This window comes from Roseateles sp. (assembly GCF_039595595.1).
Taxonomy (GTDB): Bacteria; Pseudomonadota; Gammaproteobacteria; order Burkholderiales; family Burkholderiaceae_C; genus Roseateles.
Genome location: NZ_JBCNLG010000019.1, coordinates 16743 through 42625 on the forward strand (window position 1 = coordinate 16743; position 25883 = coordinate 42625).

Annotated in this window: 21 protein-coding genes; 9 read left to right on the forward strand and 12 right to left on the reverse strand. The window is 69.7% G+C overall.

Annotation, left to right across the window (positions count from 1 at the left end; all coding sequences use genetic code 11):
- Nucleotides 1-93 precede the first annotated feature (93 nt).
- The 3 genes from ABDW61_RS19505 to ABDW61_RS19515 are packed head-to-tail and all read left to right on the forward strand — an operon-like array spanning nt 94 to nt 2960.
- Nucleotides 94-1317, forward strand: coding sequence for a CmpA/NrtA family ABC transporter substrate-binding protein (locus ABDW61_RS19505; protein ID WP_343641048.1), 1224 nt, complete (start codon nt 94-96; stop codon nt 1315-1317).
- A 23-nt stretch (nt 1318-1340) separates the two neighbouring features.
- Nucleotides 1341-2111 carry a nitrate ABC transporter permease gene (gene ntrB, locus ABDW61_RS19510; protein WP_343641049.1) on the forward strand — a complete coding sequence of 257 codons (771 nt, stop codon included), beginning with the start codon at nt 1341-1343 and terminating at the stop codon, nt 2109-2111.
- Between the two features lie 45 nt (nt 2112-2156).
- On the forward strand, nt 2157-2960 hold the full coding sequence (locus tag ABDW61_RS19515; protein ID WP_343641050.1) for an ABC transporter ATP-binding protein: 804 nt from the start codon (nt 2157-2159) through the stop codon (nt 2958-2960).
- 144 nt (nt 2961-3104) lie between these two features.
- Here the strand turns inward: ABDW61_RS19515 and ABDW61_RS19520 are convergent, their stop codons facing one another.
- Nucleotides 3105-4400, reverse strand: coding sequence for a type IV pili methyl-accepting chemotaxis transducer N-terminal domain-containing protein (locus ABDW61_RS19520; protein WP_343641051.1), 1296 nt, complete (start codon nt 4398-4400; stop codon nt 3105-3107).
- A 301-nt stretch (nt 4401-4701) separates the two neighbouring features.
- Here ABDW61_RS19520 and ABDW61_RS19525 point away from each other — a divergent pair, with 301 nt between their 5' ends.
- The gene (locus tag ABDW61_RS19525; protein ID WP_343641053.1) at nt 4702-5976 is read left to right on the forward strand and encodes an MFS transporter; all 1275 of its coding nucleotides are present in this window, start codon (nt 4702-4704) and stop codon (nt 5974-5976) included.
- Between the two features lie 16 nt (nt 5977-5992).
- Here the strand turns inward: ABDW61_RS19525 and ABDW61_RS19530 are convergent, their stop codons facing one another.
- Nucleotides 5993-7711, reverse strand: coding sequence for a bifunctional protein-serine/threonine kinase/phosphatase (locus ABDW61_RS19530; RefSeq protein ID WP_343641055.1), 1719 nt, complete (start codon nt 7709-7711; stop codon nt 5993-5995).
- A gap of 50 nt (nt 7712-7761) precedes the next feature.
- On the opposite strand from ABDW61_RS19530, the gene nirB reads away from it, so the two are divergent.
- Genes nirB through cobA form a run of 4 tightly spaced genes read left to right on the forward strand, consistent with a single transcriptional unit; the run spans nt 7762 to nt 14444 of the window.
- A complete protein-coding gene (gene nirB, locus ABDW61_RS19535; protein ID WP_343641057.1) occupies nt 7762-10296 on the forward strand; it encodes a nitrite reductase large subunit NirB in 2535 nt (844 codons plus the stop codon).
- 14 nt (nt 10297-10310) lie between these two features.
- Nucleotides 10311-10691, forward strand: coding sequence for a nitrite reductase small subunit NirD (nirD, locus tag ABDW61_RS19540; RefSeq protein WP_343641059.1), 381 nt, complete (start codon nt 10311-10313; stop codon nt 10689-10691).
- 13 nt (nt 10692-10704) lie between these two features.
- Nucleotides 10705-13503 (forward strand): molybdopterin-dependent oxidoreductase, encoded by a 2799-nt coding sequence (locus tag ABDW61_RS19545; RefSeq protein WP_343641061.1) that lies wholly within the window; start codon nt 10705-10707, stop codon nt 13501-13503.
- Nucleotides 13500-14444: a uroporphyrinogen-III C-methyltransferase gene (gene cobA, locus ABDW61_RS19550; RefSeq protein WP_343641063.1), complete on the forward strand. Its 945-nt coding sequence runs from the start codon at nt 13500-13502 to the stop codon at nt 14442-14444. The genes ABDW61_RS19545 and cobA overlap by 4 nt, the downstream gene beginning before the upstream one ends.
- Here cobA and ABDW61_RS19555 read toward each other — a convergent pair.
- From ABDW61_RS19555 to ABDW61_RS19565, 3 genes are all read right to left on the reverse strand, one after another.
- On the reverse strand, nt 14412-15596 hold the full coding sequence (locus tag ABDW61_RS19555) for a YbfB/YjiJ family MFS transporter (protein ID WP_343641065.1): 1185 nt from the start codon (nt 15594-15596) through the stop codon (nt 14412-14414). The two genes, cobA and ABDW61_RS19555, sit on opposite strands and share 33 nt — an antisense overlap.
- 9 nt (nt 15597-15605) lie before the next feature.
- Nucleotides 15606-15953 carry a HigA family addiction module antitoxin gene (locus tag ABDW61_RS19560; RefSeq protein WP_343641067.1) on the reverse strand — a complete coding sequence of 116 codons (348 nt, stop codon included), beginning with the start codon at nt 15951-15953 and terminating at the stop codon, nt 15606-15608.
- A 237-nt stretch (nt 15954-16190) separates the two neighbouring features.
- Nucleotides 16191-17999, reverse strand: a complete 1809-nt coding sequence (locus ABDW61_RS19565; protein WP_343641069.1) for a methyl-accepting chemotaxis protein — start codon at nt 17997-17999, stop codon at nt 16191-16193.
- A gap of 187 nt (nt 18000-18186) precedes the next feature.
- Here ABDW61_RS19565 and ABDW61_RS19570 point away from each other — a divergent pair, with 187 nt between their 5' ends.
- A complete protein-coding gene (locus ABDW61_RS19570; protein WP_343641071.1) occupies nt 18187-18966 on the forward strand; it encodes a type III pantothenate kinase in 780 nt (259 codons plus the stop codon).
- A gap of 27 nt (nt 18967-18993) precedes the next feature.
- On the opposite strand, the gene ABDW61_RS19575 is transcribed toward ABDW61_RS19570, so the two are convergent.
- From ABDW61_RS19575 to ABDW61_RS19605, 7 genes are all read right to left on the reverse strand, one after another.
- Entirely contained in the window at nt 18994-19566 is a 573-nt protein-coding gene (locus ABDW61_RS19575) for a nuclear transport factor 2 family protein (protein ID WP_343641072.1), read from the reverse strand.
- A complete protein-coding gene (locus ABDW61_RS19580; protein ID WP_343641073.1) occupies nt 19563-19811 on the reverse strand; it encodes a hypothetical protein in 249 nt (82 codons plus the stop codon). The genes ABDW61_RS19575 and ABDW61_RS19580 overlap by 4 nt, the downstream gene beginning before the upstream one ends.
- A 114-nt stretch (nt 19812-19925) precedes the next feature.
- Nucleotides 19926-21257: an ATP-dependent protease ATPase subunit HslU gene (gene hslU / locus ABDW61_RS19585; RefSeq protein ID WP_343641074.1), complete on the reverse strand. Its 1332-nt coding sequence runs from the start codon at nt 21255-21257 to the stop codon at nt 19926-19928.
- A 32-nt stretch (nt 21258-21289) separates the two neighbouring features.
- Entirely contained in the window at nt 21290-21850 is a 561-nt protein-coding gene (gene hslV / locus ABDW61_RS19590; RefSeq protein ID WP_343641075.1) for an ATP-dependent protease subunit HslV, read from the reverse strand.
- A gap of 195 nt (nt 21851-22045) precedes the next feature.
- Nucleotides 22046-23803: a hypothetical protein gene (locus ABDW61_RS19595; protein WP_343641076.1), complete on the reverse strand. Its 1758-nt coding sequence runs from the start codon at nt 23801-23803 to the stop codon at nt 22046-22048.
- A 74-nt stretch (nt 23804-23877) separates the two neighbouring features.
- Complete coding sequence (gene dksA / locus ABDW61_RS19600; RefSeq protein ID WP_343641078.1) at nt 23878-24513, reverse strand: RNA polymerase-binding protein DksA; 636 nt, start codon at nt 24511-24513, stop codon at nt 23878-23880.
- Between the two features lie 149 nt (nt 24514-24662).
- Entirely contained in the window at nt 24663-25808 is a 1146-nt protein-coding gene (locus ABDW61_RS19605) for a GTP-binding protein (RefSeq protein WP_343641079.1), read from the reverse strand.
- Between the last annotated feature and the right edge of the window lie 75 nt (nt 25809-25883).

Below are 25883 nucleotides of genomic sequence, written 5' to 3' on the forward strand. Positions count from 1 at the left end.
CATTCCGCGCTGCGCGCGCGGGATCGATCGCGGCGCCTTTTTTCATTTTTCTCGCGGAGGTTCTGCATGCAACACGGTTCGAAGGAGGGTCTGATGAGCGCTGAGCGTCGCAAACTGCTCGCCACGGGCGCCGCACTGGGCGGCTTGTCCGCGCTGCCGGGCGGGGGCGCCTATGCCGCGGGCTCGGACAAGCCGGAGAAGGAGGAGGTCCGCATCGGCTTCATCCCGCTCACGGACTGCGCATCGGTGGTGATGGCCGCGGCGCTGGGCTTCGACCGCAAGCACGGCATCAAGATCGTTCCCACCAAGGAGGCCTCCTGGGCTGGCGTGCGCGACAAGCTCGTCAACGGCGAGCTCGACTTGGCGCATGTCCTGTATGGGCTGGTCTATGGCGTGCATCTCGGCGTGGCCGGTCCGAAGAAGGACATGGCGGTGCTGATGACGCTCAACAACAACGGGCAGGCCATCACGCTGTCGAAGAAGCTGGCCGAGGCCGGCGCGGTCGACGCCGCGTCGCTGACCCGTGCGATGAAGAAAGAGCAGCGCGACTACACCTTCGCGCAGACCTTCCCGACCGGTACGCATGCGATGTGGCTCTACTACTGGCTGGCCGCCGCAGGCGTGAACCCGATGAAGGACGCCAAGGTGATCACCGTGCCGCCGCCGCAGATGGTCGCCAACATGCGCGTGGGCAACATGGACGGCTTCTGCGTCGGGGAGCCCTGGAACCACCGCGCCATCATCGACGGCATCGGCATCACCGCGGCCACGACGCAGGACATCTGGAAGGACCACCCGGAGAAGGTGCTGGGCACCACCGGCGACTTCGTGAAGAAGTATCCGAACACCGCGCGCGCCGTGATCATGGCCGTGCTCGAGGCGGGACGCTGGATCGACGCGAGCCTGTCCAACAAGCAGAAGATGGCCGAGACCATCGCCGACAAGGCCTACGTCAACACCAGCGTCGACGCGATCAACCAGCGCATCCTGGGGCGGTACCAGAACGGTCTGGGGCGGACCTGGGACGACCCCAACTACATGAAGTTCTTCAACGACGGCCAGGTCAACTTCCCCTGGCTGTCCGACGGCATGTGGTTCCTCACGCAGCACAAGCGCTGGGGGCTGATCAAGGAGCACCCCGACTATCTGGGCGTCGCGCGCCAGGTCAACCAGATCGAGCTCTACAAGCAGGCCGCGGCGGCGCTGGGCGTGTCGGTGCCCAAGGAGACGATGCGGTCGGCGAAGTTCTTCGACGGCGTCGTGTGGGACGGCAAGGAGCCGGCCAAGTACGCCGACGCCTTCAAGGTTCGCGCATGAGCCGCCCGCCTCGTGAGCGCGCCATGCGAGCGTCCCTCTGGATGCGCCTGCTGCCGCCGGTGCTCGGGCTCGGACTGTTGTGGCTGGTCTGGTTCGTCGCGACGCTCAAGGGCGGGCCGTTCCCGACACCGGGCCAGACCTGGCAGGCCGCGGTCCAGCTGTTCTCCGATCCCTTTTATCGCAACGGACCCAACGACCAGGGCATCGGCTGGAACGTGCTGAACTCGCTGCAGCGGGTGGGGCTGGGTTTCGGGCTGGCGGCGCTGGTCGGCATTCCGCTGGGCTTCGTCATCGGCCGCTTTGAATTCGCCAGCCGCATGCTGTCGCCGCTGATCAGCCTGCTCAAGCCGGTGTCGCCGCTGGCCTGGCTGCCGATCGGGCTGCTGGTGTTCAAGAGCGCGAACCCGGCGGCAATCTGGACCATCTTCATCTGCTCGATCTGGCCGATGGTGGTGAACACGGCGGTCGGCGTGCAGCGGGTGCCGCGGGACTACCTCAATGTGGCGCGCGTGCTGCGCCTCTCCGAATGGAAGCTGGTCACGCGCATCCTGTTCCCGGCCGTGCTGCCCTACCTGCTCACCGGCGTGCGGCTGTCCGTGGGCACGGCCTGGCTGGTGATCGTCGCGGCCGAGATGCTGACCGGCGGCGTGGGCATCGGCTTCTGGGTCTGGGACGAGTGGAACAACCTCAACGTGCGTCACATCCTGATCGCGATCTTCGTCATCGGCCTGGTCGGGCTGCTGCTCGAGGCGGCCTTGATGGCGCTCGCGCGGCGGTTCTCCTTCGATGACTGACCGGCCGTTCCCCTTGTCTTCCCTCTGCGTTTCCAGGAGTCCGCGATGAGCCAAGCCTTCATCCGCGTGCAGCGCACCGACATGCTGTTTCCGACCCGCCAGGGCTGGTTCCACGCGCTGCGCGACATCGACCTCGACATCGCCCAGGGCGAGTTCGTGACGCTGATCGGCCACTCGGGCTGCGGCAAGTCGACGCTGCTCAATCTGATCGCCGGGCTGATCACGCCCACCGGCGGCGCCTTGCTGTGCGATGGACGCGAGATCGCCGGCCCCGGCCCGGACCGGGCGGTGGTGTTCCAGAACCACTCGCTGCTGCCGTGGCTGACCTGCTTCGACAACGTGCTGCTCGCGGTCGAGTCGGTCTTCGGCGGGCGGGAGCCGCGATCGCGCCTGATGGCGCGGACAGAGGAGGCGCTCCAGCTCGTCGGCATGGGGCATGCGATGGCGAAGCGGCCGCATGAGATCTCCGGCGGCATGAAGCAGCGCGTGGGGATCGCCCGGGCGCTGGCGATGGCGCCCAAGGTGCTGCTGATGGACGAGCCCTTCGGCGCGCTGGACGCGCTGACGCGGGCGCATCTGCAGGACGAGCTGCTGAAGATCGTCGCCGCGACGCGGAGCACCGTGGTGATGGTCACGCACGATGTGGACGAGGCGGTGCTGCTGTCGGATCGCATCGTGATGATGACCAACGGGCCGGCGGCGACGATCGGCGAGATCCTGCCCGTGGCGCTGCCGCGGCCGCGCGATCGCGTGGCGCTGGCGGAAGACCCGGCGTATGTGCACGCGCGCAAGGCGGTGATCGACTTCCTCTACACGCGGCATCGGCACGCGGAGGCCGCATCGGCATGACCCACTCCCTCGCCCCCCGCTGGAGCGAGGGGGTAAGAGTGTCGTGGTCAGGGTTGCCCGCACTTGCCTTGCGCAAGCACTCCCTCGCCCCCCGCGAGGGGGGAGAGGGCAGGGGAGAGGGGGCTCTCCGCGACGCGCGATGGATCACCCCAGGATGATCTGCAAGCTCTGCTGATAGTGCCCGGTGAGCGCCTCCAGCCGGTCGAGCAGCACTTCGCTGCTGCGGGCCAGGCCGCTTGCGGCCTCGCGGCCATGCGCGTCGCGCAGGCTGCGCATCAGCCGCAGCCATTCGGCGCCCACTTCCGCCAGCAGCGCGCGGATCGCGTCGCTGGACAGCGGTGACGCCTCCAGCTCCGCCAACCCCGCCGCGAAGCGGTCCAGGCTGTCCCGCAGCAACGCCGGATCTCTCTCGGGCAGCAGATCCGCCAGCAGCGCGTCCTTGGCCAGCCGCTGGCTCAGCATCCGCTGCCGTCCGCACAGGTTGACGACTTGCAGCGGCTTGCCGCCGCCCGCGCCCGCGAGCACCGTCGCCAACGCATCGGAGCGCGTGAGCAGGTCTTCGGCCGCCGCATCGGCGGCGGCCAGCGTCTCCGCCCCCGGCTTGCCCGCGATCAGCGGCTCGAGCCGCCGCCACGCGTCGATCACCGCCTCCACGCGCTGCGCCGCTTCCGGCAGCGCCGGCAACAGCGCCGGCAGCCGCGCCAGGTTCGCGCTCACGCGCGCCCGTGACTCATCCTGCAGCGTCCTGGCGCGCTTGGCCTCGATCCCGGCGGCGCGCTGCGCCAGCAGCTTCACAAGACGCTGGCTGAGCATCCGTTGCTGTCCCGCCAGATTGACCGCCTCGGCCAGCTGCGCCGACTGCACCACCGCGCGCGCGACCTCGCCGAGCCGCAGGTGCGCGTGCATCGCGGCCTCGCGCAGCAGACGGAAGGCGCTGTCCTCGTCGAGCTCGCGCCCTGCCATCAGCAGGCCCTTGGCGCGTTCGGTCCACTTGCGGTCGTCGAGTTGCGCCCGCAGCGCCGCGTGGCGCCCGGCCTGCCAGACCGCCCAGCGGAGTTGGCGCTGCAGCGCCTCGAGCGGCGGCCACGCCTCCAGCAGCGTCTGGATGCCGAGCCCCATCGCACGCTGCTGCAGCACCGCGGGCAGCCGCGCCGCATCGCCGATCACCGCCACACCGGGCAGCTCGAGCCGGGCAGTTTCCAGCGCCTCCAGCCAGGGCCCCAGGCCGTCCGCCGCCGAGTTCAGCACGAAGGCCTGCGCGGCCTGTTCTTGTGCAGCGCGCACCAAGCTGTCGCATCCGGGCTGGTGCACCGATGCCGCGATCCAGTGCGGCAGTCCCGCTGCGTCGCCCGGCGCGGCGCCCAGCCACAGCACGCGGCGGGGCAGGTCATCGTCGGAGTGGGGGGCGTCAGCGGCGGCGCGCGCGGTCGGCTCGGACATGGTCGCTACAGAGGGGAGACACACGATCCCACGCGCACGGATCGTGCCGCCGCGCGAGGCGTCGCAGCATAAGCCCATCGGCCCCGCCGCGCCCGGCCCCGGTGCACCGCAGCAAACTGGCACGCGACTTGCGAAGAGAAGCCCGTGGCGCAACGGCGCGCCGCACCCGCGCGGAGCTGCGGCTCCGCGGTCTTGGCACCGGGCCGCCCCGCGATCCGATGCCCCATCCGTCAGAAGGCCTCGCCGAGCCCGGTGCTCGACGCGGCCTTTTTTCGTTCCAGCCACCCAGAGCCCCCCCGCCATGGCAGCGTTCCGCACCTTCCTGCGCTCCGGTCACGCCCCGACCCTCGGCGCGGCGTTCCTGTACTTCGCGTTCTCGTGCTGCATCTGGGTGCTGAACGGCGCGCTCGCGCCCTTCATCAGCGAGGCCTACCAGCTCAGCGCCGCGCAGAAGGGCCTGATGCTGTCGATCCCCATCATGGCGGGCGCGCTGATGCGCTTCCCGCTGGGTGTGCTGTCGCAATACATCGGCCGCAAGAACGCGACGCTGGTCGAAATGGCGCTGATCGCCGTCGCGATGGGCTACGGCTTCTTCATGGTCAAGGGCTACGACGACCTGCTTGCCATGGGCGTGCTGCTGGGCATCGCCGGCGCGAGCTTCGGCGTCGCGCTGTCGCTGGGCTCGGGCTGGTACCCGCCCAAGTACAAGGGCCTGGCGATGGGCCTGGTCGGCGCGGGCAACGTCGGGACCGCGGTGTCGGTGCTGGTGGCGCCGCCGCTGGCGCAGTGGCTCGGCTGGCAGGCGGTCTATGCGGTCGCCGGCGCGGCGATCCTCGTGCCGATGCTCGTGATGATCGTCTTCGCCAAGGAGCCGCCCGATGTCGACAGCCACGCCGGCCTGCGCAGTCACATGGCCTGCCTGTTCGAGAAGGACGGCTGGGCCTTCAGCCTGATCTACGCGGTGACCTTCGGCGGCTTCATCGGGCTCATCACTTTCCTGCCCACCTACTACTACGACCAGTTCGGCGTCTCCAAGGTGCAGGCCGGCCAGCTCACGATGCTGGCGGCGTTCATGGGCGCCGCGGTGCGCGTGATGGGCGGCTGGATCTCCGACCGCTGGGGCGGCGTCAACACGCTGACCGTGGTGCTGGTCGCGGTGACGGCGACGCTGCTGCTGGTGGGTCTGGCCGGCGGATCGCTGGTGGCCACGACGCTGCTGCTGATCGCATGCTTCGCCGCGCTGGGCGCGGGCAACGGCGCGCTGTTCCAACTGGTGCCGCTGCGCTGGCCCGCGGCCACGGCGGTGGCGGGCTCGATGATCGGCGAGGTCGGTGCGCTGGGCGGCGGTCTGGTGCCCAACCTGATGGGCCTGTCCAAGCAGTACGCCGGGACCTACTTCTGGGGCTTCGCGATCTTCGCGGTGCTGTCGCTGCTCATGCTGGGCGTGATGCGCGTGATGCAGATCCGCTGGACCCGCACCTGGGCCGAGCGCGGCGGCCGCGCCCGCGCACCGGCGGAGAGCCACGGCGCCGCGGGCCGTGCGCCGTCCCACGGGAGGGCGTATGAAGCGCGCTGACGCGGCCCCGCCGCGCTCAGCGCGGCAGGAACAGCAGCCAGACCAGCAGCAGCAGGTTGAGCAGCGCCGACAGGCCGAAAGCCAGCTGCCAGGCGGCGATCGGATTGCGGCGGGCAAGCGCGCTGCCGCCCGCGGGGGGCAGCGGGCGCGAGGCGCCGCGCTCCAGCGCCAGCAGCAGTTCGTCGGCGGTCTCGAAGCGGGCCGCCGCCTCGCGGTGAACCGCCTTGAGCAGCAGCCGGTCGAGCCAGATCGGGACATCGGGCCGCAGCCGCGAGGGCGGACGCGGGTCATGCCGGTAGCGGCCGCGCTGGTAGGGCTCGATCTCGCCGTAGGGCAGCCGGCCGGTGAGCCACTGGTACAGCGTCACGCCCAGCGCGAAGAGATCGCTGCCGGCCTCCGCCGGCGCGGGCGGATCGTCCCATTGCTCGGGATTGATGTAGCTGGGCGTGCCGGCATGCAGGTCGCGCAGCGCCTCGGGTTCATGGCCGGACAGCGCCACGCCCAGGTCCAGCACGCGCCAGCGGCCGTCGTCGCCCAGGTGCAGGTTGGCGGGCTTGATGTCGCGATGCACGATGCCCGCGCGATGCAGCCGGCCCAGCGCGGCGGCGATCTCGCCGGCCGCGGCCAGGAAGTCGGCCAGTGCCGGCCGGCCTTCGGCCATCAACTGCTCCAGCGTGCGTCCGTCATGCCAGTCGGCCAGCAGGTACAGCGCGCTGGCGTCGGGCGTCTCGTGGGCGCGCGCCAGGCCGGGATGGTCGCCGACGCGGCGCGCCACCCAGCCCTCGTGCGCGAGCATGGCGCGCTCCTGCGGATCGTCGCCGCGGGCCTCGGCGAGCGTCTTCAAGGCGAGCGGTCGCCGATCGTCGAGGTCCTCCTCGCGGCGGACCCGCAGCAGCCGGTGCACGCCGTTGTCGGCCACCAGCGCGGTGATGCGCAGGCCGTCGAGCAGATCGCCGGCCTTCAGCCGCGGCGGCACCGGCAGGCGCTGCGCGCCGCGCAGCAGATCGTCGTAATCGGCGGTGCCCGGCGCGCGGACCAGCACCAGCAGCGCCGTGGCGTTGTCCCGTCCGCCTGCCTCGAGCGCGGCGCGGACCAGCGCCTCGGCCGCCGCCTGGGCGTCCTCGCCCATCGCCAGCGCGGCCAGCTGGCTCGCGCGCAGCGGGCCATGCACGCCGTCGCTGGTGAGCAGCAGGCGGTCGCCAGCGCGCAGGTCGCCTTGCGCGTAGTCGACGCGCACCGTGTCGTCCAGGCCGATCGCGCGCGTCAGCCGCGCGAAGTCGCTCTGGTCGATGGCGTGGTCCTGCGTCAGCTGCGTGGCCTGGCCCTCGCGGATCAGCCAGACGCGGCTGTCGCCGACGTGGGCCACCGTGTAGCCGCCGCCCTGCAGCACGACGGCGCTGAGCGTCGTCAGCGCCGAGCGCTCGCCGCGCCGGTTGTGATGGGCCAGCCAGCTGTTCTGGGCGGCGATCAGCCGGTCCAGCGCGACGGTGGTGTCCCAGTGGCGCGGGGTGGCGTGGTAGTCGCGCACCAGCGCGCCGACGGTGGTCTGGGCCGCCATGCGGCCGCCGCCTTCGCCAGGATGACCGGGCTGTCCGGAGACGCCGTCCGCCAGCGCCGCGATCCAGCCCTTGCCGGCCTCGCGCGCGTCCTGCGGCCGCTGCACGGCGGCGAAGTCCTCGTTGCGTTCCCGCGGGCCGCGGTCGCTGGCCAGGCCGATGGCGATGTCAAAACTCATGGTGGCGGCGATTCTGCCGTCGTCGCTCGAATCCGAATGGAGCGTGCCGCATGAAAAAGATGAAGCTGGTGATGGTGGGCAACGGCATGGCCGGCGTCCGCACCCTGGAAGAGCTGTTGAAGATTGCCCCCGATCTGTACGACATCACGGTCTTCGGGGCCGAGCGGCATCCCAACTACAACCGCATCCTGCTCAGCCCGGTGCTGGCGGGCGAGCAGACGCTCGACGAGATCATCCTGAACCCGCTCTCCTGGTACGAGGAGAACGGCATCACGCTGCACCTGGGCAAGACGGTGTCGACGATCGATCGCGTCAAGCGCCAGGTGATCGCCGACGACGGCACCGTGGCCGACTACGACCGGCTGCTGATCGCCACCGGTTCCAACCCCTTCATCCTGCCGGTGCCCGGCAAGGACCTGGATGGCGTGATCGGCTACCGCGACATCACCGACACCAACACGATGATCGAGGCGGCCACCAAGTACCGCCACGCGGTCGTCATCGGCGGCGGCCTGCTGGGGCTGGAGGCGGCCAACGGCCTGATGCTGCGCGGCATGCAGGTGACCGTGGTGCACATCGCCGGCTGGCTGATGGAGCGCCAGCTCGATGACCAGGCCGGTGACCTGCTGCGCAAGTCGCTGCAGGAGCGCGGCCTGCGCTTCCGCATGGGCGCGCAGACCGAGGCGCTGATCGGCGAGGAGGACGGCCGCCTGGATGGGGAGGCCCCGGCTCGCCGCCGGGTCCGGGCCGTCCGCTTCAAGGACGGCGAGGAGATTCCCGCCGACCTCGTCGTGATGGCCGCCGGCATCCGCCCCAACACGGCGCTGGCCGAGAGCGCCGGCCTGCACTGCCATCGCGGCATCGTCGTCAGCGACACGCTGCAGACGGTGACCGATCCCCGCATCTACGCCGTCGGCGAGTGCGCCGCGCATCGCGGCATCGCCTACGGGCTGGTGGCGCCGCTGTTCGAGCAGGGCAAGGTCTGCGCGAACCACCTGGCGCAGTTCGGCATTGGCCGCTACCTCGGCAGCCAGACCAGCACCAAGCTGAAGGTGACCGGCATCGACCTGTTCTCGGCCGGCGACTTCATGGGCGGCGACGGCACCGAGGAGATCGTGATGAGCGATCCCTTCGCCGGCGTCTACAAGAAGCTCGTGATCAAGAACGACCAGTTGGTCGGCGCCTGCCTGTATGGCGACACCGTCGATGGCAGCTGGTACTTCAAGCTGCTGCGCGAGGGCCGCAAGATCGGCGACATCCGGGACAAGCTGATGTTCGGCGAGAGCAACATCGGCGACGTCGGCCACCAGGGCCACAACAAGGCCGCCGCGATGGCCGACAGCGACGAGGTCTGCGGCTGCAACGGCGTGACCAAGGGCGCCGTGTGCAAGGCGATCAAGGAGAAGGGCCTGTTCACGCTGGAGGAGGTGCGCAAGCACACCAAGGCCAGCGCGAGCTGCGGCTCCTGCACCGGCCTGGTCGAGCAGCTGCTGATGTTCACCGCCGGCGGGGACTACTCGGCCACGCCGAAGAAGAAGGCCGTCTGCGGCTGCACCGAGCTGAGCCACCAGGAGGTGCGCGACGCCATCTTCAAGGAGCACCTGGTCACGCTGGACCAGGTGTACGAGCGGCTCAACTGGAAGACGCCCAATGGCTGCGCGACCTGCCGTCCGGCGCTCAACTACTACCTGATCTCGTCGTGGCCCAAGGAGGCCGTGGACGATCCGCAATCGCGCTTCATCAACGAGCGCAGCCACGCCAACATCCAGAAGGACGGCACCTACTCGGTGATCCCGCGCATGTGGGGCGGGGAGACCTCCGCCGACGAGCTGCGCCGCATCGCCGACGCCGTCGACAAGTACAAGATCCCCACCGTGAAAGTGACCGGCGGCCAGCGCATCGACCTGCTGGGCGTGCGCAAGGAGGACCTGGTCGACGTCTGGCGCGACATCGGCATGCCCAGCGGCCATGCCTACGCCAAGGCGCTGCGCACGGTGAAGACCTGCGTCGGCTCCGAGTGGTGCCGCATGGGCACGCAGGACAGCACGCAGATGGGCAAGGACCTGGAGCGCGCGATGTGGCGCATGTACGCGCCGCACAAGGTCAAGTTCGCCGTCAGCGGCTGCCCGCGCAACTGCGCCGAGGCTGGCATCAAGGACGTCGGCATCATCGGCGTGGACTCCGGCTGGGAGATGTACATCGCCGGCAATGGCGGCATCAAGACCGAGGTCGCGCACTTCCTGGTCAAGCTCAAGACCGCCGAGGAGGTGATGGAGTACACCGGCGCCTTCATGCAGCTCTACCGCAAGGAGGGCTGGTACCTGGAGCGCACCGTCCACTACGTCGCCCGCGTGGGCCTGGACCATGTCAAGCAGCGCATCCTCGAGGACCACGAGGGCCGCAAGGCGCTGTGGGCCGAGCTTCAGTTCGCGCTCGACGGTGAACCCGATCCGTGGTTCGAATTCGCCAAGGCGCAGGTCGACGTGCGCCAGTTCGAGCCGGTGGCCAGCGTCGGCGCGCCGGCGTCCACCGCCGGTGCCGGCGCGAAGACCGTGCCTGCCGCGCCTGTCCGCGACACCTTCTGATCACGAGGATTCCCATGACCCACTGGATTGCCGTCTGCGCCGTCACCGACATCCCCGTGCTTGGCTCGCGCCGCGTCGCCCGCGACCAGGGACCGCAGGTCGCGCTGTTCCGCACCGCCGATGATCGCGTCCATGCGCTGCTCGACCGCTGCCCCCACAAGGCCGGGCCGCTCAGCCAGGGCATCGTCTTCGGCAACGCGGTCGCGTGCCCGCTACACAACTGGACCATCGCGCTGGATAGCGGCTGCGCACGCGAGCCCGACGAAGGCCGCACGCCGGTGTTCCAGGTGAAGGTCGAGAACGGCTTCGTGCTGCTGGACCGGCAGGAGCTGGACACCATCGGCATCGACCTGCCGCCGGTGAAGGCGGGTCCCTGCACCCGCGTGGCTTGCTGAGCGGAGCGCCGCGATGGCCCAAACGCGTTCGACCTGCCCGTACTGCGGCGTCGGCTGCGGCGTGCTCATCGAGACGGCGGGCAGCGGTGAGGACGCCCGCGTCATCGGGGTGCGCGGCGATCCGGACCATCCGGCCAACTTCGGCCGGCTCTGCACCAAGGGCGCGACGCTGCACCTGACCGCCACGCCGCTCGTGCGCGCGCAGCAGCGCCTGCTGCAGCCCGCCTGGCGGCCGACGCGCGACGAAGCGCTCCAGCCGCAGGACTGGGACACGACCGCGCAGCGCCTGGCCGACCAGTTGCTGGCGATCCGCGCGCAGCATGGGCCCGATGCCATCGGCTTCTACATCTCGGGCCAGTTGCTCACCGAGGACTATCACGCGTTCAACAAGCTGGCGCGCGGGCTGGTCGGCACCAACAACATCGACAGCAACTCGCGGCTGTGCATGAGCTCGGCGGTGGTCGGCTACAAGCAGTCGCTCGGCGCCGACGCGCCGCCGGCCTGCTACGAAGACCTCGAGCGCACCGATTGCCTGTTCATCGCCGGCTCCAACACCGCGTGGGCGCATCCGATCCTGTTCCGCCGCATCGAGGCCGCGCGCGCGGCGCGGCCGGAGATGAAGATCATCGTCGTCGACCCGCGGCGCACGGAGACGGCGGAGTTCGCCGACCTGCACCTGGCGCTGAAGCCGGGGAGCGACGTCGCGCTGTTCCACGGCATGCTGCACGCGGCGATCTGGGAAGGCTGGATCGATGCCGCCTTCATCGAGCGCCACACCAGCGGATTCCGCGCGCTGAAGGCGCTGGTGCGGGCGATGACGCCGGCGGAATCGGCCCGGCTCACCGGGCTCAAGGAAGAGCAGATCCTGCAGGCGGCGCAGTGGTTCGCGCAGTCGCCCTCGACACTGTCGCTGTACTGCATGGGCCTGAACCAGAGCAGCAGCGGCGCGGCCAAGAACACCGCGCTGATCAACCTGCATCTGGCGACGGGGCAGATCGGCCGCGCGGGCGCGGGCCCGTTCTCGCTGACCGGGCAGCCCAACGCGATGGGCGGGCGCGAGAGCGGCGGCATGGCGACGCTGCTGCCCGGTCACCGCGACCCGGGCAATGCCGCGCATCGCGATGAAGTGGCCGCCTTGTGGGGCGTGGAGGCGATGCCGGAACGGCCAGGCAAGACGGCCGTCGAGCTGTTCCAGGCGGCGGCACGCGGTGAGGTCAAGGCGATGTGGATCGCGTGCACGAATCCGGCGCAGTCCATGCCCGACCAGGCGCTGGTGCGCGCGGCGCTGGAACGCTGCGAGCTGGTGATCCTGCAGGAAGCCTTCGCGGGCACCGCGACGGCGGACTTCGCCGACGTGGTGCTGCCCGCGGCCACCTGGGCGGAGAAGGAAGGCACCGTCACCAACAGCGAGCGCCGCATCAGTCGCGTGCGCGCGGCCGTGCCGCCGGCCGGCGAGTCGCGCGAGGACTGGCGCATCGTGCGCGATGTCGCGCGGCGCATGGAAGCGGCGCTGCGGCCGGGGCGCGCGAGCCTGTTCGCATGGGAGCGTCCGGAACAGCTCTGGCTGGAGCATCGCGAGGCGACGCGCGGGCGGGACCTCGACATCGGCGGGCTCAGCTACGCGATGCTCGAGGAGGCGCCGCGCCAGTGGCCCTGGCCCGAGGGCGCGGTGGATGCGAAGGCCCGGCTGTACGAGGACGGCGCGTTCCCGCATGCTGACGGCCGCGCACGCTTCATCGCCAAGGCCTTCCAGCCGCCGGCGGAGACGCAGGATGCGAAGTTCCCGCTGGCCTTGAGCACCGGACGGCTGCGCGACCAATGGCACGGCATGAGCCGCAGCGGCACCGTCGCGCGGCTCTTCGCCGGTGAACCGGCGCCCGCGCTGTCCATGCATCCGCAGGACATCGCGCGGCGCGGCCTGGAGGCAGGCGCGCTGGTGCGGGTGGCGTCTCGGCGCGGGCCCTTGATCGTGCCGCTGCGCGCCGATGAGCGTGTCGGCCCGCAGCGCGCCTGGCTGCCGATGCATTGGGGCAGCGAGTTCCTGGGCGGACGCGGGCAGCTCGGCATCAACGCGCTGACGCAGCCGGCCTACTGTCCGGACGCGCGCCAGCCCGAACTGAAATTCGCAGCCGTCCGCGTCGAGCCGGTGAGCCTGCCGTGGCGCGTCTTCGGCGCCGCCTGGGTCCGGCCCGGCGAGGGCGCGGCGCTGCGCGCCCAGCTGCGCGTGCTGATGGCGCAGGCGGAGTACGCCTGCTGCCTGCCGGGGCCGGCGAACGAGGCGCTCGAGGGCTGGAGCCTCGAACTCGCCTTCGCCGAGCCGCCGCCGGCGCCGGTGGTACAGGCGCTGTCGACGGTGCTGCAGCTCAATGGGGTCGGCGTGCTGCGCTACGCCGATGGGCGGCGCGGTCGCAGCCGGTCCTTGCGGCTGGACGGCGAAGGCGCCGAAGCGCGATTGCAGGCGCTGCTGCGCGTGGGCGAGGGCAGCGAGGGCGCGTGGCTCGACGCGCTGTGGAGCGAGCGCGCGGCGGTCGCGCCGTTCGGCCGCCGCCTGCTGGCGCCTGATGCGGAGCAGCCCGCCGCACCCGCGAGTCCGCAGGTCTGCAACTGCTTCGATGTGCGCGAGGACGCGATCGCGGCCTGCCTCCAGAGGCAGCCGGAGGGGTCGCCGGAGGCCAGGCTCGCCGCGCTGCAAGGTGAGCTGCGCTGCGGCACGCAATGCGGCTCCTGCCTGCCGGCGCTGCGGCGCCTGGTGCAAGGCAGCGCCTCCGCCGGCGGCAGGCCGGTGTCCGTGGAAGTGAAGGAAGCGACATGACTCCCCTCGACGTCAGCCCCGCTGTCGGCCCATTCGTCGGCCCATTCGTCGGCCCATTCGTCGGCCCATCCGCCAGTTCATCCGCCAGTTCATCCCCCCGCCCATCCGGCAGCACGCCGCTGGTGTCCCTTGTCGGCGCGGGGCCAGGCGATCCGGAACTCCTCACCGTCAAGGCGCTGAAGCGCCTGCAGCAGGCCGAGGTCGTGCTGACCGATGACCTGGTCGATGCGCGCGTGCTCGCCTGCCTGCCGGTGTCGGCGCGCGTGCTGCGCGTGGGCAAGCGCGGGGGGGGCGTGTCGACGGAGCAGCGCTTCATCCACGAGCTGATGATCCGCGAAGCGAAGGCCGGCGCGCGGGTGGTGCGGCTCAAGGGCGGCGATCCGTTCGTGTTCGGGCGCGGTGGCGAGGAGGTCGATGCGTTGCGCGAGGCCGGCATCGAGGTCGAGGTCATCAACGGGCTGTCGGCCGGGCTGGCGGCGCCGGCCTCGGTCGGCGTGCCGGTGACCGATCGGCGCTGCACGCCGGGCGTGGCCTTCGTGACGGGGCACAACGGCGAGCACGGCATCGCACCCGACTGGGCGGCGCTGGCCAGGAGCCGGCTCACGCTGGTGGTCTACATGGGGCTCGCGCGGGCGGCGGCCATCGCGTGCTCGTTGCAGGAAGGCGGACTGAGCGGAGAGACGCCGGCGGTGATCGTCAGCGCAGCCCACACGGCGCGTCAACGCGAGTGCTTCACCACGCTCGCCGGGCTGGCGCAGGCCATCGAACGTGAAGGGCTGCCGAGTCCGGCGCTGCTCGTCATCGGCGAGGTGGTGGCCTTGTCGCCGCGCTGGCGCGAGCAGGTGGATCTCGATGCGGCGATCGAGGCCTCGGCGCGCAGGGCCGATGGCATCGGTCTTCTGGATGAATCAGACCTCGCCGCGGCGTTCCAGGCCGCGTAGGCGCCACATGATCAGCATGCCGGCGGTGAGCACCGCCGCCGTGAGCCACAGCGAGGCGAGATAGCTGCCGCTGGCCTGCGCCATGGCGCCGGCGAGCGCGGGCGCGGTGACCTGGGCGACGCCATAGCTGAGCGTGAGGCGGGCCATCGCCTTGCCGGGATTGCCGGGCGAGCGGCGGCCCACGAGCGCGAGCGTCAGGCTCACCAGGCCGATGAAGGTGGCGCCATAGAGCAGGGCGCCGGTGAGCGCGGCGGCGAGGCTGCCCGACAGCGCGGGCAGCACGACGGAGACGATCTGCAGCGCGAAGGCGGTGAGCAGCGCGTTCAGATCGCCGGTGCGGCGCGCGACGCGGTCCCACAGGAACACGGCCGGCGTGGCGGCGAGTCCGACGAGCAGCCACGCCCACGGCCCCTGGCCATGCAGCAGCGGCTGGCGCTCGACGATGGCGACGGTGAAGGTGGCGCTGATGACGAAGCCCCAGCCCGCGCAGAAGTAGCCGGCGATCATCCACCGCATCCATCTGGGGCTTGGCGCGCCGGCCGCGAGCGCGGCCGCAGCGGGCGGCGGCACCGGTGGACGCCACCACCACGTGATCGCGAGTAGCGGCAGGCCGACGAGGACGAAGCCCCACCAGTGGCCGGCCCAATCGAGCGCAAGCCGGTCCATCGCCATCGCGCCGAGCGCGGAGACGACGATGCCCAGGCCGAGTCCGAGAAAGTGGACGCCGAGCTCGGGGCGTCTGCCGGCGCGCATCAGGAAGCCCAGCACGAGTCCGGATCCCAGCAGCATGCCGGCGGCGCCGCTGAGTCCGCCGAGGTAGCGGGAGATGGCCCACAACGCGAGGTGCGGCGCGCTTTGAGGGGCGATTGGCATGAGCGCCGTGGCGACGAGGCCCAGCAGCATGCCCCAGAAGTACAGGCGCGAACGCCAGCGCGGGTCGTCGATGAGCGCGGCGAGCAGGGCGCCGCTCATGTAGCCGGCGTAGTTGATGGCGGCGAGCGTGCCGCCCATCGCGTCACCGAGGCCGGCCTGCTGCTGCATCAGCGGCAGCAGCGGCGTGTAGGCGAAGCGTGCCAGGCCGATGCTGAGGATCAGGCCGGCGATGCCGCCGGTGGAGACCTGCCAGGGAGCGAGCGAGGTGGCGCTGCGCATGACGCGGGATCAGGCGGCCAAGGCGTCGATCTCCTCCACCAACTGGTCGCCATGCGCTTGCAGGATGACCTCGATGTCGTACTGCGCCTGGAGGTTGAGCCAGAAGCGCGGGTCCACGCTGAAGGCCAGCCCGAGCCGGACGGCCGTGTCGGCGGAGATCGAACGCTCGCCTGCGCAGATCTCGTCGATGCGCCGCTGCTGAACACCGATCGCCTTCGCGACGCGATACCGGGTGAGTCCGAGCGGCTCGATGAACTCCGTCATCAGGATGCTTCCAGGATGGACCGGATCGAGCCGGCGCCCCGTCGTGAGGTCGCCGAAATCGATCTGGTTCAGCCGGCTGCGTGGAATGCTCATGTCGTCGTTCCGTCGAAGATCGCCGCCGTGCGCTTGTCCGCAAAGCTCTTGATCATTAGTATCGACAGGCAATAGTAATCGCGTCAAGGCTGTCGTGTGCCTTGGCCTGAATCTGGTCGCGGGTGCTGAGCATCGGCCCTCAAAGAGGAGAGGGCAGAAAGCCTATGCCGCACGCGGCCGGTCGCCAAGCAGACAAATGGGGGAAGGGCCCTCACTCTTGAGGGCCGTTGAGGCAGATCAAAAAGTTTCCCAATCGTCGCCGGGCGCCGAGGTCGCGCTGGGGCCGGCCGGGGCCGGAGGCGCCGCTTTCGGCACCGGCGCGGGGGCAGGGCTTGCCTTGGCGAGCGGTCTTGAAGCCGCTGTCGTCGTGGAGGCTCTTGCCGCGGAATTCTTTGCGGTAACGGGCTTCGCGATCGGCGCCTTGGCGGCGGGCGCCGCCGCCGGGCGTGGCGCTGCGAGCGGCTTCGGCGCCGCCGCGGACGGTGGCGGGTTGCCTTCCGCCGGCTTGGGATCGCTGACCTTGAAGTGTCCCACCAGCGCCGTGAGCTTGCGGGCCTGCTCGCTGAGCGATTCCGCGGCGGCGGCCGATTCCTCGACCAGCGCGGCGTTCTGCTGCGTCATCTGGTCCAGCTGCGCCACCGATCCGTTGACGGTGCCGATGCCCTGGCTCTGCTCCACCGTGCTGGCGCTGATTTCGCCAATGATGTCCGACACCCGCTGCACGCTGGCGACGATCTCGGTCATCGTTGCCCCCGCGTCGCGCACCAGCTGCGAGCCCGCTTCGACCTTGGTCACGCTGTCGCCGATCAGCGCCTTGATCTCGCGCGCCGCGCCGGCGCTGCGCTGCGCCAGCGCCCGGACCTCGGACGCCACCACCGCGAAGCCCTTGCCGTGTTCGCCGGCCCGCGCCGCTTCGACCGCCGCATTCAGCGCCAGGATGTTGGTCTGGAACGCGATGCCGTCGATGGTCCCGATGATGTCGTTGATCTTCTTGGCCGACGCGTCGATCTGGGCCATCGTGCCCACGACCTCGCCCACCACCGCGCCGCCGCGCTCGGCCACCTCGGCCGCACTGCCCGCGAGCTGGTTGGCCGTGCGGGCGCTGTCCGCGCTCTGCTGCACGGTGCCCGTCAGCTGCGCCAGCGACGACGCCGCCTGCTGCAGGTTGGACGCCGTCTGCTCGGTGCGCTGGCTCAGGTCCTGGTTGCCGCTGGCGATCTCCTGGCTGGCGGTCTGCATGCCGTCGGCGCTCGCGCGCACCTCGCGGATGACCTTGCGCAGCGAGCTCTTCATCGCCGCCAGCGCGCGCTGCACGTCGCCGATCTCGTCGTTGTTGTAGTCGCGATCGACGTGGAACAGGTCGCCCTCGCCGATGCGCTCGGCCTCCACCATCAGCGACTTCAGCGGGGTCGAGATCGTGCGCACGAAATACGCCGTCGCCAGCGCCAGCAGGCCCACGATCGCCGCCATCATCGCGGCCACGCCCCACACGGTGCGCATGCGCTCCGCGCCGGCGGCCTCGCGCAGCGCGGCCGAGCGCTTCTGCTGCAGCGCCACGAATTCCTGCTGCGCCGTCAGGTACTGCTCGATCGCCGGCACCACCTGCGACTGCAGGGCCTTGTGCGAGCCCTCGACGTCGCCGCCGGACTTGAGTTTGGCGGCTTCGTTGCGGGCGGCGATGTAGGCCTTGCGACGGTCGGCGATCTTGGCCATGGCGGCCTTGTCGTCCTCGCCGTCGGCCAGCGCCTCGAGCTGCTTCTGCACCTCGTTGATGGTCTCGGTGGTGCGGGCGATGTCGCCCTTCATCGCGTCGGCGACGGCGTTGTCGTTGGCCGCCAGGCCGGCCTGCACGCGGCTGGCATTGGCCTCGGTCAGGCCGCGCCAGCGCAGCGCGAGCTCGAAGCGCTGCTGCTGCTGCTCCTGCGTGATCTGCGCGGCGGCGAGCAGCGTGCGGGTGCGGGAGGCCGCGCCCAGCGTCATGACGACGGTCACGGCCGCCATGACGGCGACGGGGATCCAGAGGCGCGTGGCGATGGAGAACTTCATCGGTCCGGGGTCTCGTGTGAGGGTGGATCTTCGGCAGCGCCCCAGGATGGAGCGGCGAATGCCGATCCCATCCTATTTCGGCTGCGGGGTGCACCGCCTTGAGGATAAACACTGCTAACCTGCCGCCCTGTCCCCGTCCCGCGCTTCAGTGCCTGGCGCGCATTCCACGGAACAAGCCCCCACGCCCATGAGTTTCCTGGCCATCGACATCGGCAACACCCGCCTCAAGTGGGCGCTTTACGCGAGTCCCCAGCCTGGCAGCGCGATGCTGGCGCACGGCGCGCAGTTCCTGGAGAACATCGAGCAGCTGGCGGATCACGACTGGGCCCGGCTGCCGGTCACGCCAGGCAGCATGCTGGGCAGCAATGTGGCCGGCGACGCGATGCGGCATCGCGTCGAGGAGCAGATGGAGCTGTGGGACATCGAGCCGCGCTGGGTGGCCTCGTCGGCGCACGCGGGCGGCGTGACCAACGGCTATGACCATCCGGGGCGCCTGGGCGCGGACCGTTTCGTGGCGCTGATCGGGGCGCGGCATCACGTCCTCGCGCGCATGCGCGGGCAGGCGGCACGCCCGGCGCTGGTGGTGATGATCGGCACGGCGGTGACGGTCGACGCGCTGGACGCGGACGGCAAGTTCCTCGGCGGGCTGATCCTGCCCGGGCACGGCATCATGCTGCGCGCGCTGGAAGGCGGCACCGCCGGCCTGCGCGTGCCCACCGGCGAGGTGCGCGAGTTCCCGACCAACACGTCCGATGCGCTGACCAGCGGCGGCAACTACGCCATCACGGGCGCGATCGAGCGCATGCACCGCCACATCGTCAAGCGCTGCGGCCAGGCGCCGGTCACGCTGATGACCGGCGGCGCGGGCTGGAAGGTCTCGCCGGCGCTGGACATCCCGCACGAGCTGATCGACTCGTTGATCTTCGACGGCCTGCTGGCCCTGCAGGCGCACCGGCTGGCGCTGTGAGCGGCGTGCCTGCCGGTCGATCTTGGCCTATCGCTGCACGACCTGCTTGCTGTTGAAGTCCACCGGCACCGAGGTGTGCTGATGCACCGCGCGCCAGCGGCCGTTCTCGTTGCGGAGCACGACGGTCAGGCGGTTCTCGGTGGCGCGCAGCGGCTTGCCGCTGTCGTCGAGCGCGGCGAACTCCAGCGTCGCGGCACCGCCCGCGACCTGGTCGTCGCACCAGCTCGCGATGTCCTTGGCGGTCACGCGTACGCGCACGTCACGGATGCCTTCGAACCAGCCGGCGGCCATGTCCGCCCAGGCCTGGCGATCGTGCTGCCAGCGGTCCCAGCTGTCGAAGACCTGCATGTCCGCGCTGTACAGGTCCATGAAGCGGGCCAGATCGCGCTCGTAGACGGCGGCGGCGTAATCGCGCAGGAAGGCATGGATGGGGGTCTCGGTCATCGCGAAGCTCCTTGAGTCAGGGTGGGGTGACTCCTCACGACGAATGGCCGGCGTCGAGATCGACAGCCGGCCGCTGGCCTCGAGGCGCAGGCTGCGGCCGGCGTTCCCGCTCAGCGACAGGCGCAGGAAGTGGTGCAGGGCGGGGAGGCGCATCATTGCCACTGCCGCTGATGACGTTGCCAAGCCCGCTTCCAGCTGACGATGTTGTAGAGCAGCACCGTCACCGAGCTCAGCCAGAACATGCCCAGCCAGATCCCGAAGACCTTGAGCGTGAAGATCATGTCGCCGTCGCAGCGCCCAGTGAAGTCGCAAGGAGACGGGACGTAGAAGTCGATCAGCAATGCGGTCGACGCATTCCAGGCCACGAGGCCGAGAAGCACGGAGATGAGAAAGCGGTTCATCGCAGGACGGGTCCTCTCGTGGGGAGAAGACGCCAGTCTCGCGACGGCCTTCGAGCTCAGGATGAGCTCATGGTGAGCTCATTGTGAAGTCGGCGGCGCAAACCGCCGCGGCGGTCAGAGGATGAATCGGCTCAGATCCTCGTTCTGCGCCAGTGCGCCGAGCTTCTCGTCGACCTGCGCGCCGTCGATCGTGACGGTCTTGCCGGCATGCTTGTGCGCGTCGAAGCTCAGATCGTCCAGCAGCCGCTCCAGCACGGTCGACAGACGCCGGGCACCGATGTTCTCGGTGCGCTCGTTGACCTCATACGCGATCTGCGCCAGCCGGCGGATACCGTCCTCGCTCAGCTCCAGCGTCAGTCCCTCCGTCGCCAGCAGCGCCTGGTATTGCTTCACCAGGCTCGCATGCGTGCTCGACAAAATGGCCTCGAAGTCCTCCACCGACAGCGACTTCAGCTCCACCCGGATCGGGAACCGGCCCTGCAGCTCAGGGATCAGGTCGCTGGGCTTGCTCAAGTGGAAGGCGCCCGACGCGATGAACAGGATGTGATCGGTCTTCACCATCCCGTACTTGGTGTTCACCGTCGTGCCCTCGACCAGCGGCAGCAGGTCCCGCTGCACGCCCTGGCGCGACACGTCCGCGCCACCGCTGTGCTCGCTGCGCGTCGCCACCTTGTCGATCTCGTCGATGAAGACGATGCCGTTGTCCTGCGCATGCGCCAGCGCCGAGGTCTTGATGTCGTCCTCGTTGACCAGCTTGGCGGCCTCCTCCTCGACCAGCAGCTTCATCGCCTCGCCGATCTTGAGCTTGCGCGCCTTCTTGCGCTCCTGACCCATCTGCGAGAACAGCCCCTTGAGCTGCTCCGCCATCTCCTCCATGCCCTGCGGCCCGAGGATCTCCATCGAGGGACGGGCCTCGGCCAGTTCGATCTCGATCTCCTTGTCGTCCATCGAGCCCTCGCGCAGCCGCTTGCGCATCACCTGGCGCGCGGTGTTGTCCGCGCCGCCGTCCGAGGCCGGCGCGAAACCCGTCGTCGAGCGCGGCGGCGGCACCAGCGCGTCCAGGATGCGCTCTTCGGCCGCGTCCTCGGCCCGCGCGCGCTGCAGGCGCATCTGGCGCTCGCGCTCCTGCTTCACCGCGATGTCCACCAGGTCGCGCACGATGCTGTCCACGTCCTTGCCGACATATCCCACCTCGGTGAACTTCGTCGCTTCGACCTTGATGAAGGGCGCGTCCGCCAGCTTGGCCAGCCGGCGCGCGATCTCGGTCTTGCCCACGCCCGTCGGGCCGATCATGAGGATGTTCTTGGGGGTGATCTCGCCGCGCAGCTTCTCGTCCACCTGCTGGCGCCGCCAGCGGTTGCGCAACGCGATCGCGACGGCGCGCTTGGCGTCCCCCTGGCCGACGATGTGCCGGTCCAGCTCGGAGACGATTTCCTGCGGGGTCATGCTGCTGCTCATTCGTGTGCTCCGGCGCCGGCTCAGTCCAGCGTCTCGATCGTGTGATTGCCGTTGGTGTAGATGCAGATTTCGCCGGCAATGACCAGCGACTGCTTGACGATGTCCACCGCGCTCAGCTCGCTGTGGTTCAGCAGCGCCTTCGCCGCCGCCTGCGCATAGGCGCCGCCGCTGCCAATGGCGACGATGCCCTGCTCGGGCTCGAGCACGTCGCCATTGCCGGTGATGATCAGCGAGGCCGTGCGGTCGGCCACCGCCAGCATCGCTTCCAGCCGCCGCAGCACGCGGTCCGTGCGCCAGTCCCGCGTCAGGTCCACCGCCGCGCGCACCAGGTTGCCCTGGTGCTTCTCGAGCTTGGCCTCGAAGCGCTCGAACAGCGTGAACGCGTCCGCCGTCGCCCCGGCGAAGCCCGCCAGCACCTGGTTCTTGTAGAGCTTGCGCACCTTGCGCGCCGTCGACTTCACGACGATCGAGCCCAGCGTCACCTGTCCGTCGCCCCCGATCGCGACCTGATTGCCGCGCCGCACGCTGACGATGGTGGTGCCGTGATACGGAGGGAGCGGGGAGGAGTGATCTTGAGACATGGAAGTTCCGGTCATGACCCCCTCACGTGGGATCCGATGCGCGGATCACAAGGTGAGGAAAAGACGTTGGCCTCGCGTGTGCGAATGCCGGTTGACGAATGGCCGTCCGGCGCTGCGCCGGTCCTCGATGATCGGCCATCCAAAAGCGCAACGGGGCCAGAGGCCCCGTTGCTGCGAAGGTCGGCCGGACGGCCGTCAGACGTGCCGCACCTTGACGCGTGCGTGCTCGTTGATGCCCATCGCGCCGAAGAACAGCGCCACGAGGCGGTGCGCGTCGCTGAATTGCACCGCGCGGTTCTCGCTGCGCCGCGCCAGCACCCAGTTCAGCAGGTCGCCAGCGGCCATGAAGTCCAGCCGGATCAGCTTGGGGCAGGCAATCGTCACCAGCGACGCGGTGCCGAGCTGCTCGGTCATCAGCGCCAGCGTCTCGCTGATGTCGCCGCTCAACTGGCCGGACAGCTCCATCAGCGCCGCGGTGTTGACCGCGTCGGTCATCGTCGACTCGAGGAAGGCGATGCCGGTGTCCGGCGCCGCTGGCTGGATCGACGACGGGGAGCTCGTGGACAGCGCGTTGCCGCTGATGCGCACATGGCACAGCGCCTTCTCCCAGCTGGGCGGGGAGACCTCGTAGGTGACGCAGTAGTCGATCGCGACTTCGTCGAACTGGTCCGGCCGGTTGGCCAGGCGCAGCGCCTCCAGCCGCAGCATCCAGAGGATGGGGTCCGCGTCGCGGCTGCCGACCGGGGCCTGCTCGCGCAGGACCTGGAAGAAGTGGTCGCCGGAGAGCCAGCGCAGGTCCAGCGACTGCTGCGCCCAGGAGCGGAACAGGTCGCGCAGCTTGGCGCAGGCCTCGATGTCGATCTGGCGCAGCGGCGCCCAATCGATCACCCAGGGCATCGGCAGGTTCTCGCAGCGCGTGCGCATCTGCGTCACGGCTTCCGTATCCAGATACTCCGGGCTGGTCCAGGACACGCTGCTCGCGCGGCCGAGCGGCGCGCGCTCCTGCTGCACCGCCTCGGCCACCAGCTTGGGCAGCGAGAACCATTGCGGGGACGACAGGCCGAACTGCTGCGCGTACTCGTTGGCCAGATGCTCGAACTTGCCCTGCTGGCCGGTCGCCCGGTAGAGGTCGAACAGCACCAGCCAGGTCTCGGCGTGCTCGTGGCGCGCGCCGCCAGGGCGCGTCAGGTCGGTCAGGCTGCGCTCGCAGTGCTCGTAGTCGGCATTGGCGAAAGCGATGACGGCCTCGTCCAGCTCGGCGTCATGGACGACCTCGCTGACCTCGACCTGAGGATCCGCGACGCGGAAGCTCAGCGTCGGGATCTCCTTCTTGAGCTCGGGGATGGGCGCTGGCGCGGCGGCCGGCGACAGCGGCGCCATGCCGGCGCCCATCGAGGCCGCGGCCGGCGCAGGCGCCAGGTCCAGGCGCTCCATGTCCGCCGCCGGGGCGTGGTCGGAGACCCGCGCCCCGATCTGATCGGCCGGCTGCGTCGGCGCGAAATTCACCGGGCGGGTGCTGGTCTCGAAGAAGCCCGCCGGATGCTGGCCCGGCACATGGGTCGTGACGAAGCCCTCGCCGACCATCTGCTGCTCGATCTGGTCGATCTTGGCCTTGACGCTGGCCTCGTCGCGTCGCGCGCCCTGGATCTCGCTGATGCGGCCCAGTTCGTCGATGCCCGATGTGGCATGGCCGCCCAAGGCGGCCAGCTGTTCCGGCGTCAGGCCCTCGCGCCGGATCTTGCGCAGCATGTCGAGCTCGCGCTTGCGCACGAAATCGTTGCGGCGCTTGCGCTCCACCATGGCCCGCAATTCCGCCTTGGCCGCATCGGCCTCGGGATCGTCCTGGCGCGAATTGATCTCCGCCCAGTCGGTCGTCGGATTGGCCACGAAACGCGCCACCTTGCGGAAAAAGCTCTCGCCTTCTTTATTGGTGCCGTCTTTGGGATCGGACATGCTTTAGCGGACCTTGCTCTTCACCGGACACTTCGCGTGATGCTGCTTGACGCTTGCGCAGCGCAGTCGGCGGCTCAATCGCCGAACATCTTCTGCTTGAGTTCGCGCCGCTGCTGCGCTTCCAGCGACAGCGTCGCGGTCGGGCGCGCGATCAGGCGGCCCAGACCGATCGGCTCGCCGGTTTCGTCGCAGTAGCCGTACTCGCCACTTTCCAGGCGCTGCAGCGACTGCATGATCTTCTTCAGCAGCTTGCGCTCGCGGTCACGGGTGCGCAGCTCCAGGGCGTGTTCTTCCTCGATCGTGGCGCGGTCGGCCGGGTCGGGGACGATGGAGGTGTCCTCGCGCAGGTGCTCGGTCGTCTCGCCGGCATTGGACAGGATGTCTTCCTTCAGCTGCGTCAGCTTGGCGCGGAAGAAGTCCACCTGCTTGTCGTTCATGTACTCGCTGTCCGGCATCGCCAGCACTTCAGCGTCGGTCAGTTCGGCACCGGACTTGTTCTTCCAGGCGGAGGAGAGTTTGGGATCAGTCTTCACGGCGGGGCGGCTGTTGTTCGAAGTTGATGTCGGGGTCGCGGGCCGGACGGGGCTGTCCAGCAGAGAGACCGTGCTGTCTGGCGCGTCCGCCTCGGCGGACTTGCCCGCCGCCGAGGCCTTGGCCGCCTTCGTGGCGGGCTTGGGCGCGGCGGTCTTGGAGGCCGGTGTCTTGCTCACGTTACTCTCCTAGCGGCTCTTTATACCTGCTCGGCAGAAGAAGCCGGAGCTTCCCGCCGATGGCGCAGGGGCCTGGTTCGGGCGCGGCGGATTGTAGCCACCTCCGCCGCCGCCCGAGCGATGGCTCGGAACCGCTGGCCAGTGTGGCACTAAGCCAGGCAGCCTTCCAGCCCCTGCAACAGGATGTCCTTTGGCAAATCGATGCCAATGAACACCATCTTGCTGACCTTCTTTTCATTCGGCATCCATTTCGGACCGAGATCCGAACCCATCAGCTGGTGCACGCCCTGGAAGATCACCTTCTTGTCGGTGCCGTTCATGTTCAGGACGCCCTTGTAGCGCAGCATCTTCGGTCCGTACACCTGCACGATCGCGCCCAGGAAGTCCTCCAGTTTGGCCGGATTGAACGGACGCTCGGAGCGGAAGACGAAGGACTTCACGTCGTCGTCGTGATGGTGGTGGTGCGGGTGGTCGCAGTGCTCGCCGTGCTCATGGTCATGGTCATGGTCATGGCCGTGGTGGTCGTGCCCGTGGTCATGGCCGTGCGCATGGTCGTGGTCGTCGGCGGCCAGGAAGTCCGGATCGATCTCGAGCTTGGCGTTCAGGTTGAAGCCGCGCAGGTCGAACACGTCCTTGATCGGCACCTCGCCGAAATGCACGCGGGACTGCGGGGCGCGCGGGTTCATGTGCTTGAGGCGGTGCGTCAGCGCGTCGACGGCTGCGTCGTCCACCAGATCGGTCTTGCTCAGGAAGATCTGATCGGCGAAGCCCACCTGGCGGCGCGCTTCCTGGCGGGTGTCGAGCTGGTCGTTCGCGTGCTTGGCGTCGACCAGCGTCAGGATCGAGTCGAGCAGGAAGGTCTCCGCGATCTCGTCGTCCATGAAGAAGGTTTGCGCGACCGGGCCGGGATCGGCCAGGCCGGTGGTCTCGATGACCACGCGCTCGAAGTCCAGCTCGCCCTTGCGGCGGCGCGCGGCCAGGTCGGACAGCGTGGTGCGCAGGTCCTCGCGGATCGTGCAGCAGACGCAGCCGTTGCTGAGCTGGATGATCTGCTCCTGCGTCTCGCTGACGAGGATGTCGTTGTCGATGTTCTCCTCGCCGAACTCGTTCTCGATGACGGCGATCTTCTGGCCGTGGGCCTCGGTCAGCACCCGCTTGAGCAGCGTCGTCTTGCCCGAGCCCAGGAAGCCCGTGAGGATGGTGGCGGGGATCAGTCCCTGCGCGGGACTCGGGGCGGCGCCCTGCGAGCCAGTTTGCGGGCCAGTTTGCGAGGCAGTTTCAGCGGCGGACGGCATATGGACGACCCATCTCTCTTTAGGAAAAGCTTGGCCCCGGCAACTGGGGGCGGATGACTGTGTTTCAAGCGAATG

Excerpts from the sequence above, each read along its gene's own strand:
- ABDW61_RS19520 (WP_343641051.1), bottom strand. The coding sequence starts at position 4,400 with ATGTCCGAGCCGACCGCGCGCGCCGCCGCTGACGCCCCCCACTCCGAC.
- ABDW61_RS19545 (WP_343641061.1), top strand. The coding sequence starts at position 10,705 with ATGGCCCAAACGCGTTCGACCTGCCCGTACTGCGGCGTCGGCTGCGGC.
- ABDW61_RS19575 (WP_343641072.1), bottom strand. The coding sequence starts at position 19,566 with ATGATGCGCCTCCCCGCCCTGCACCACTTCCTGCGCCTGTCGCTGAGC.
- hslV (WP_343641075.1), bottom strand. The coding sequence starts at position 21,850 with ATGTCTCAAGATCACTCCTCCCCGCTCCCTCCGTATCACGGCACCACC.
- ABDW61_RS19565 (WP_343641069.1), bottom strand. The coding sequence starts at position 17,999 with ATGAAGTTCTCCATCGCCACGCGCCTCTGGATCCCCGTCGCCGTCATG.
- ABDW61_RS19505 (WP_343641048.1), top strand. The coding sequence starts at position 94 with ATGAGCGCTGAGCGTCGCAAACTGCTCGCCACGGGCGCCGCACTGGGC.
- ABDW61_RS19580 (WP_343641073.1), bottom strand. The coding sequence starts at position 19,811 with ATGAACCGCTTTCTCATCTCCGTGCTTCTCGGCCTCGTGGCCTGGAAT.
- hslU (WP_343641074.1), bottom strand. The coding sequence starts at position 21,257 with ATGACCCCGCAGGAAATCGTCTCCGAGCTGGACCGGCACATCGTCGGC.
- ntrB (WP_343641049.1), top strand. The coding sequence starts at position 1,341 with ATGCGAGCGTCCCTCTGGATGCGCCTGCTGCCGCCGGTGCTCGGGCTC.
- ABDW61_RS19560 (WP_343641067.1), bottom strand. The coding sequence starts at position 15,953 with ATGAGCATTCCACGCAGCCGGCTGAACCAGATCGATTTCGGCGACCTC.
- cobA (WP_343641063.1), top strand. The coding sequence starts at position 13,500 with ATGACTCCCCTCGACGTCAGCCCCGCTGTCGGCCCATTCGTCGGCCCA.
- ABDW61_RS19515 (WP_343641050.1), top strand. The coding sequence starts at position 2,157 with ATGAGCCAAGCCTTCATCCGCGTGCAGCGCACCGACATGCTGTTTCCG.
- ABDW61_RS19555 (WP_343641065.1), bottom strand. The coding sequence starts at position 15,596 with ATGCGCAGCGCCACCTCGCTCGCTCCCTGGCAGGTCTCCACCGGCGGC.
- nirB (WP_343641057.1), top strand. The coding sequence starts at position 7,762 with ATGAAAAAGATGAAGCTGGTGATGGTGGGCAACGGCATGGCCGGCGTC.
- ABDW61_RS19595 (WP_343641076.1), bottom strand. The coding sequence starts at position 23,803 with ATGTCCGATCCCAAAGACGGCACCAATAAAGAAGGCGAGAGCTTTTTC.
- ABDW61_RS19525 (WP_343641053.1), top strand. The coding sequence starts at position 4,702 with ATGGCAGCGTTCCGCACCTTCCTGCGCTCCGGTCACGCCCCGACCCTC.
- ABDW61_RS19605 (WP_343641079.1), bottom strand. The coding sequence starts at position 25,808 with ATGCCGTCCGCCGCTGAAACTGCCTCGCAAACTGGCCCGCAAACTGGC.
- ABDW61_RS19570 (WP_343641071.1), top strand. The coding sequence starts at position 18,187 with ATGAGTTTCCTGGCCATCGACATCGGCAACACCCGCCTCAAGTGGGCG.
- ABDW61_RS19530 (WP_343641055.1), bottom strand. The coding sequence starts at position 7,711 with ATGAGTTTTGACATCGCCATCGGCCTGGCCAGCGACCGCGGCCCGCGG.
- nirD (WP_343641059.1), top strand. The coding sequence starts at position 10,311 with ATGACCCACTGGATTGCCGTCTGCGCCGTCACCGACATCCCCGTGCTT.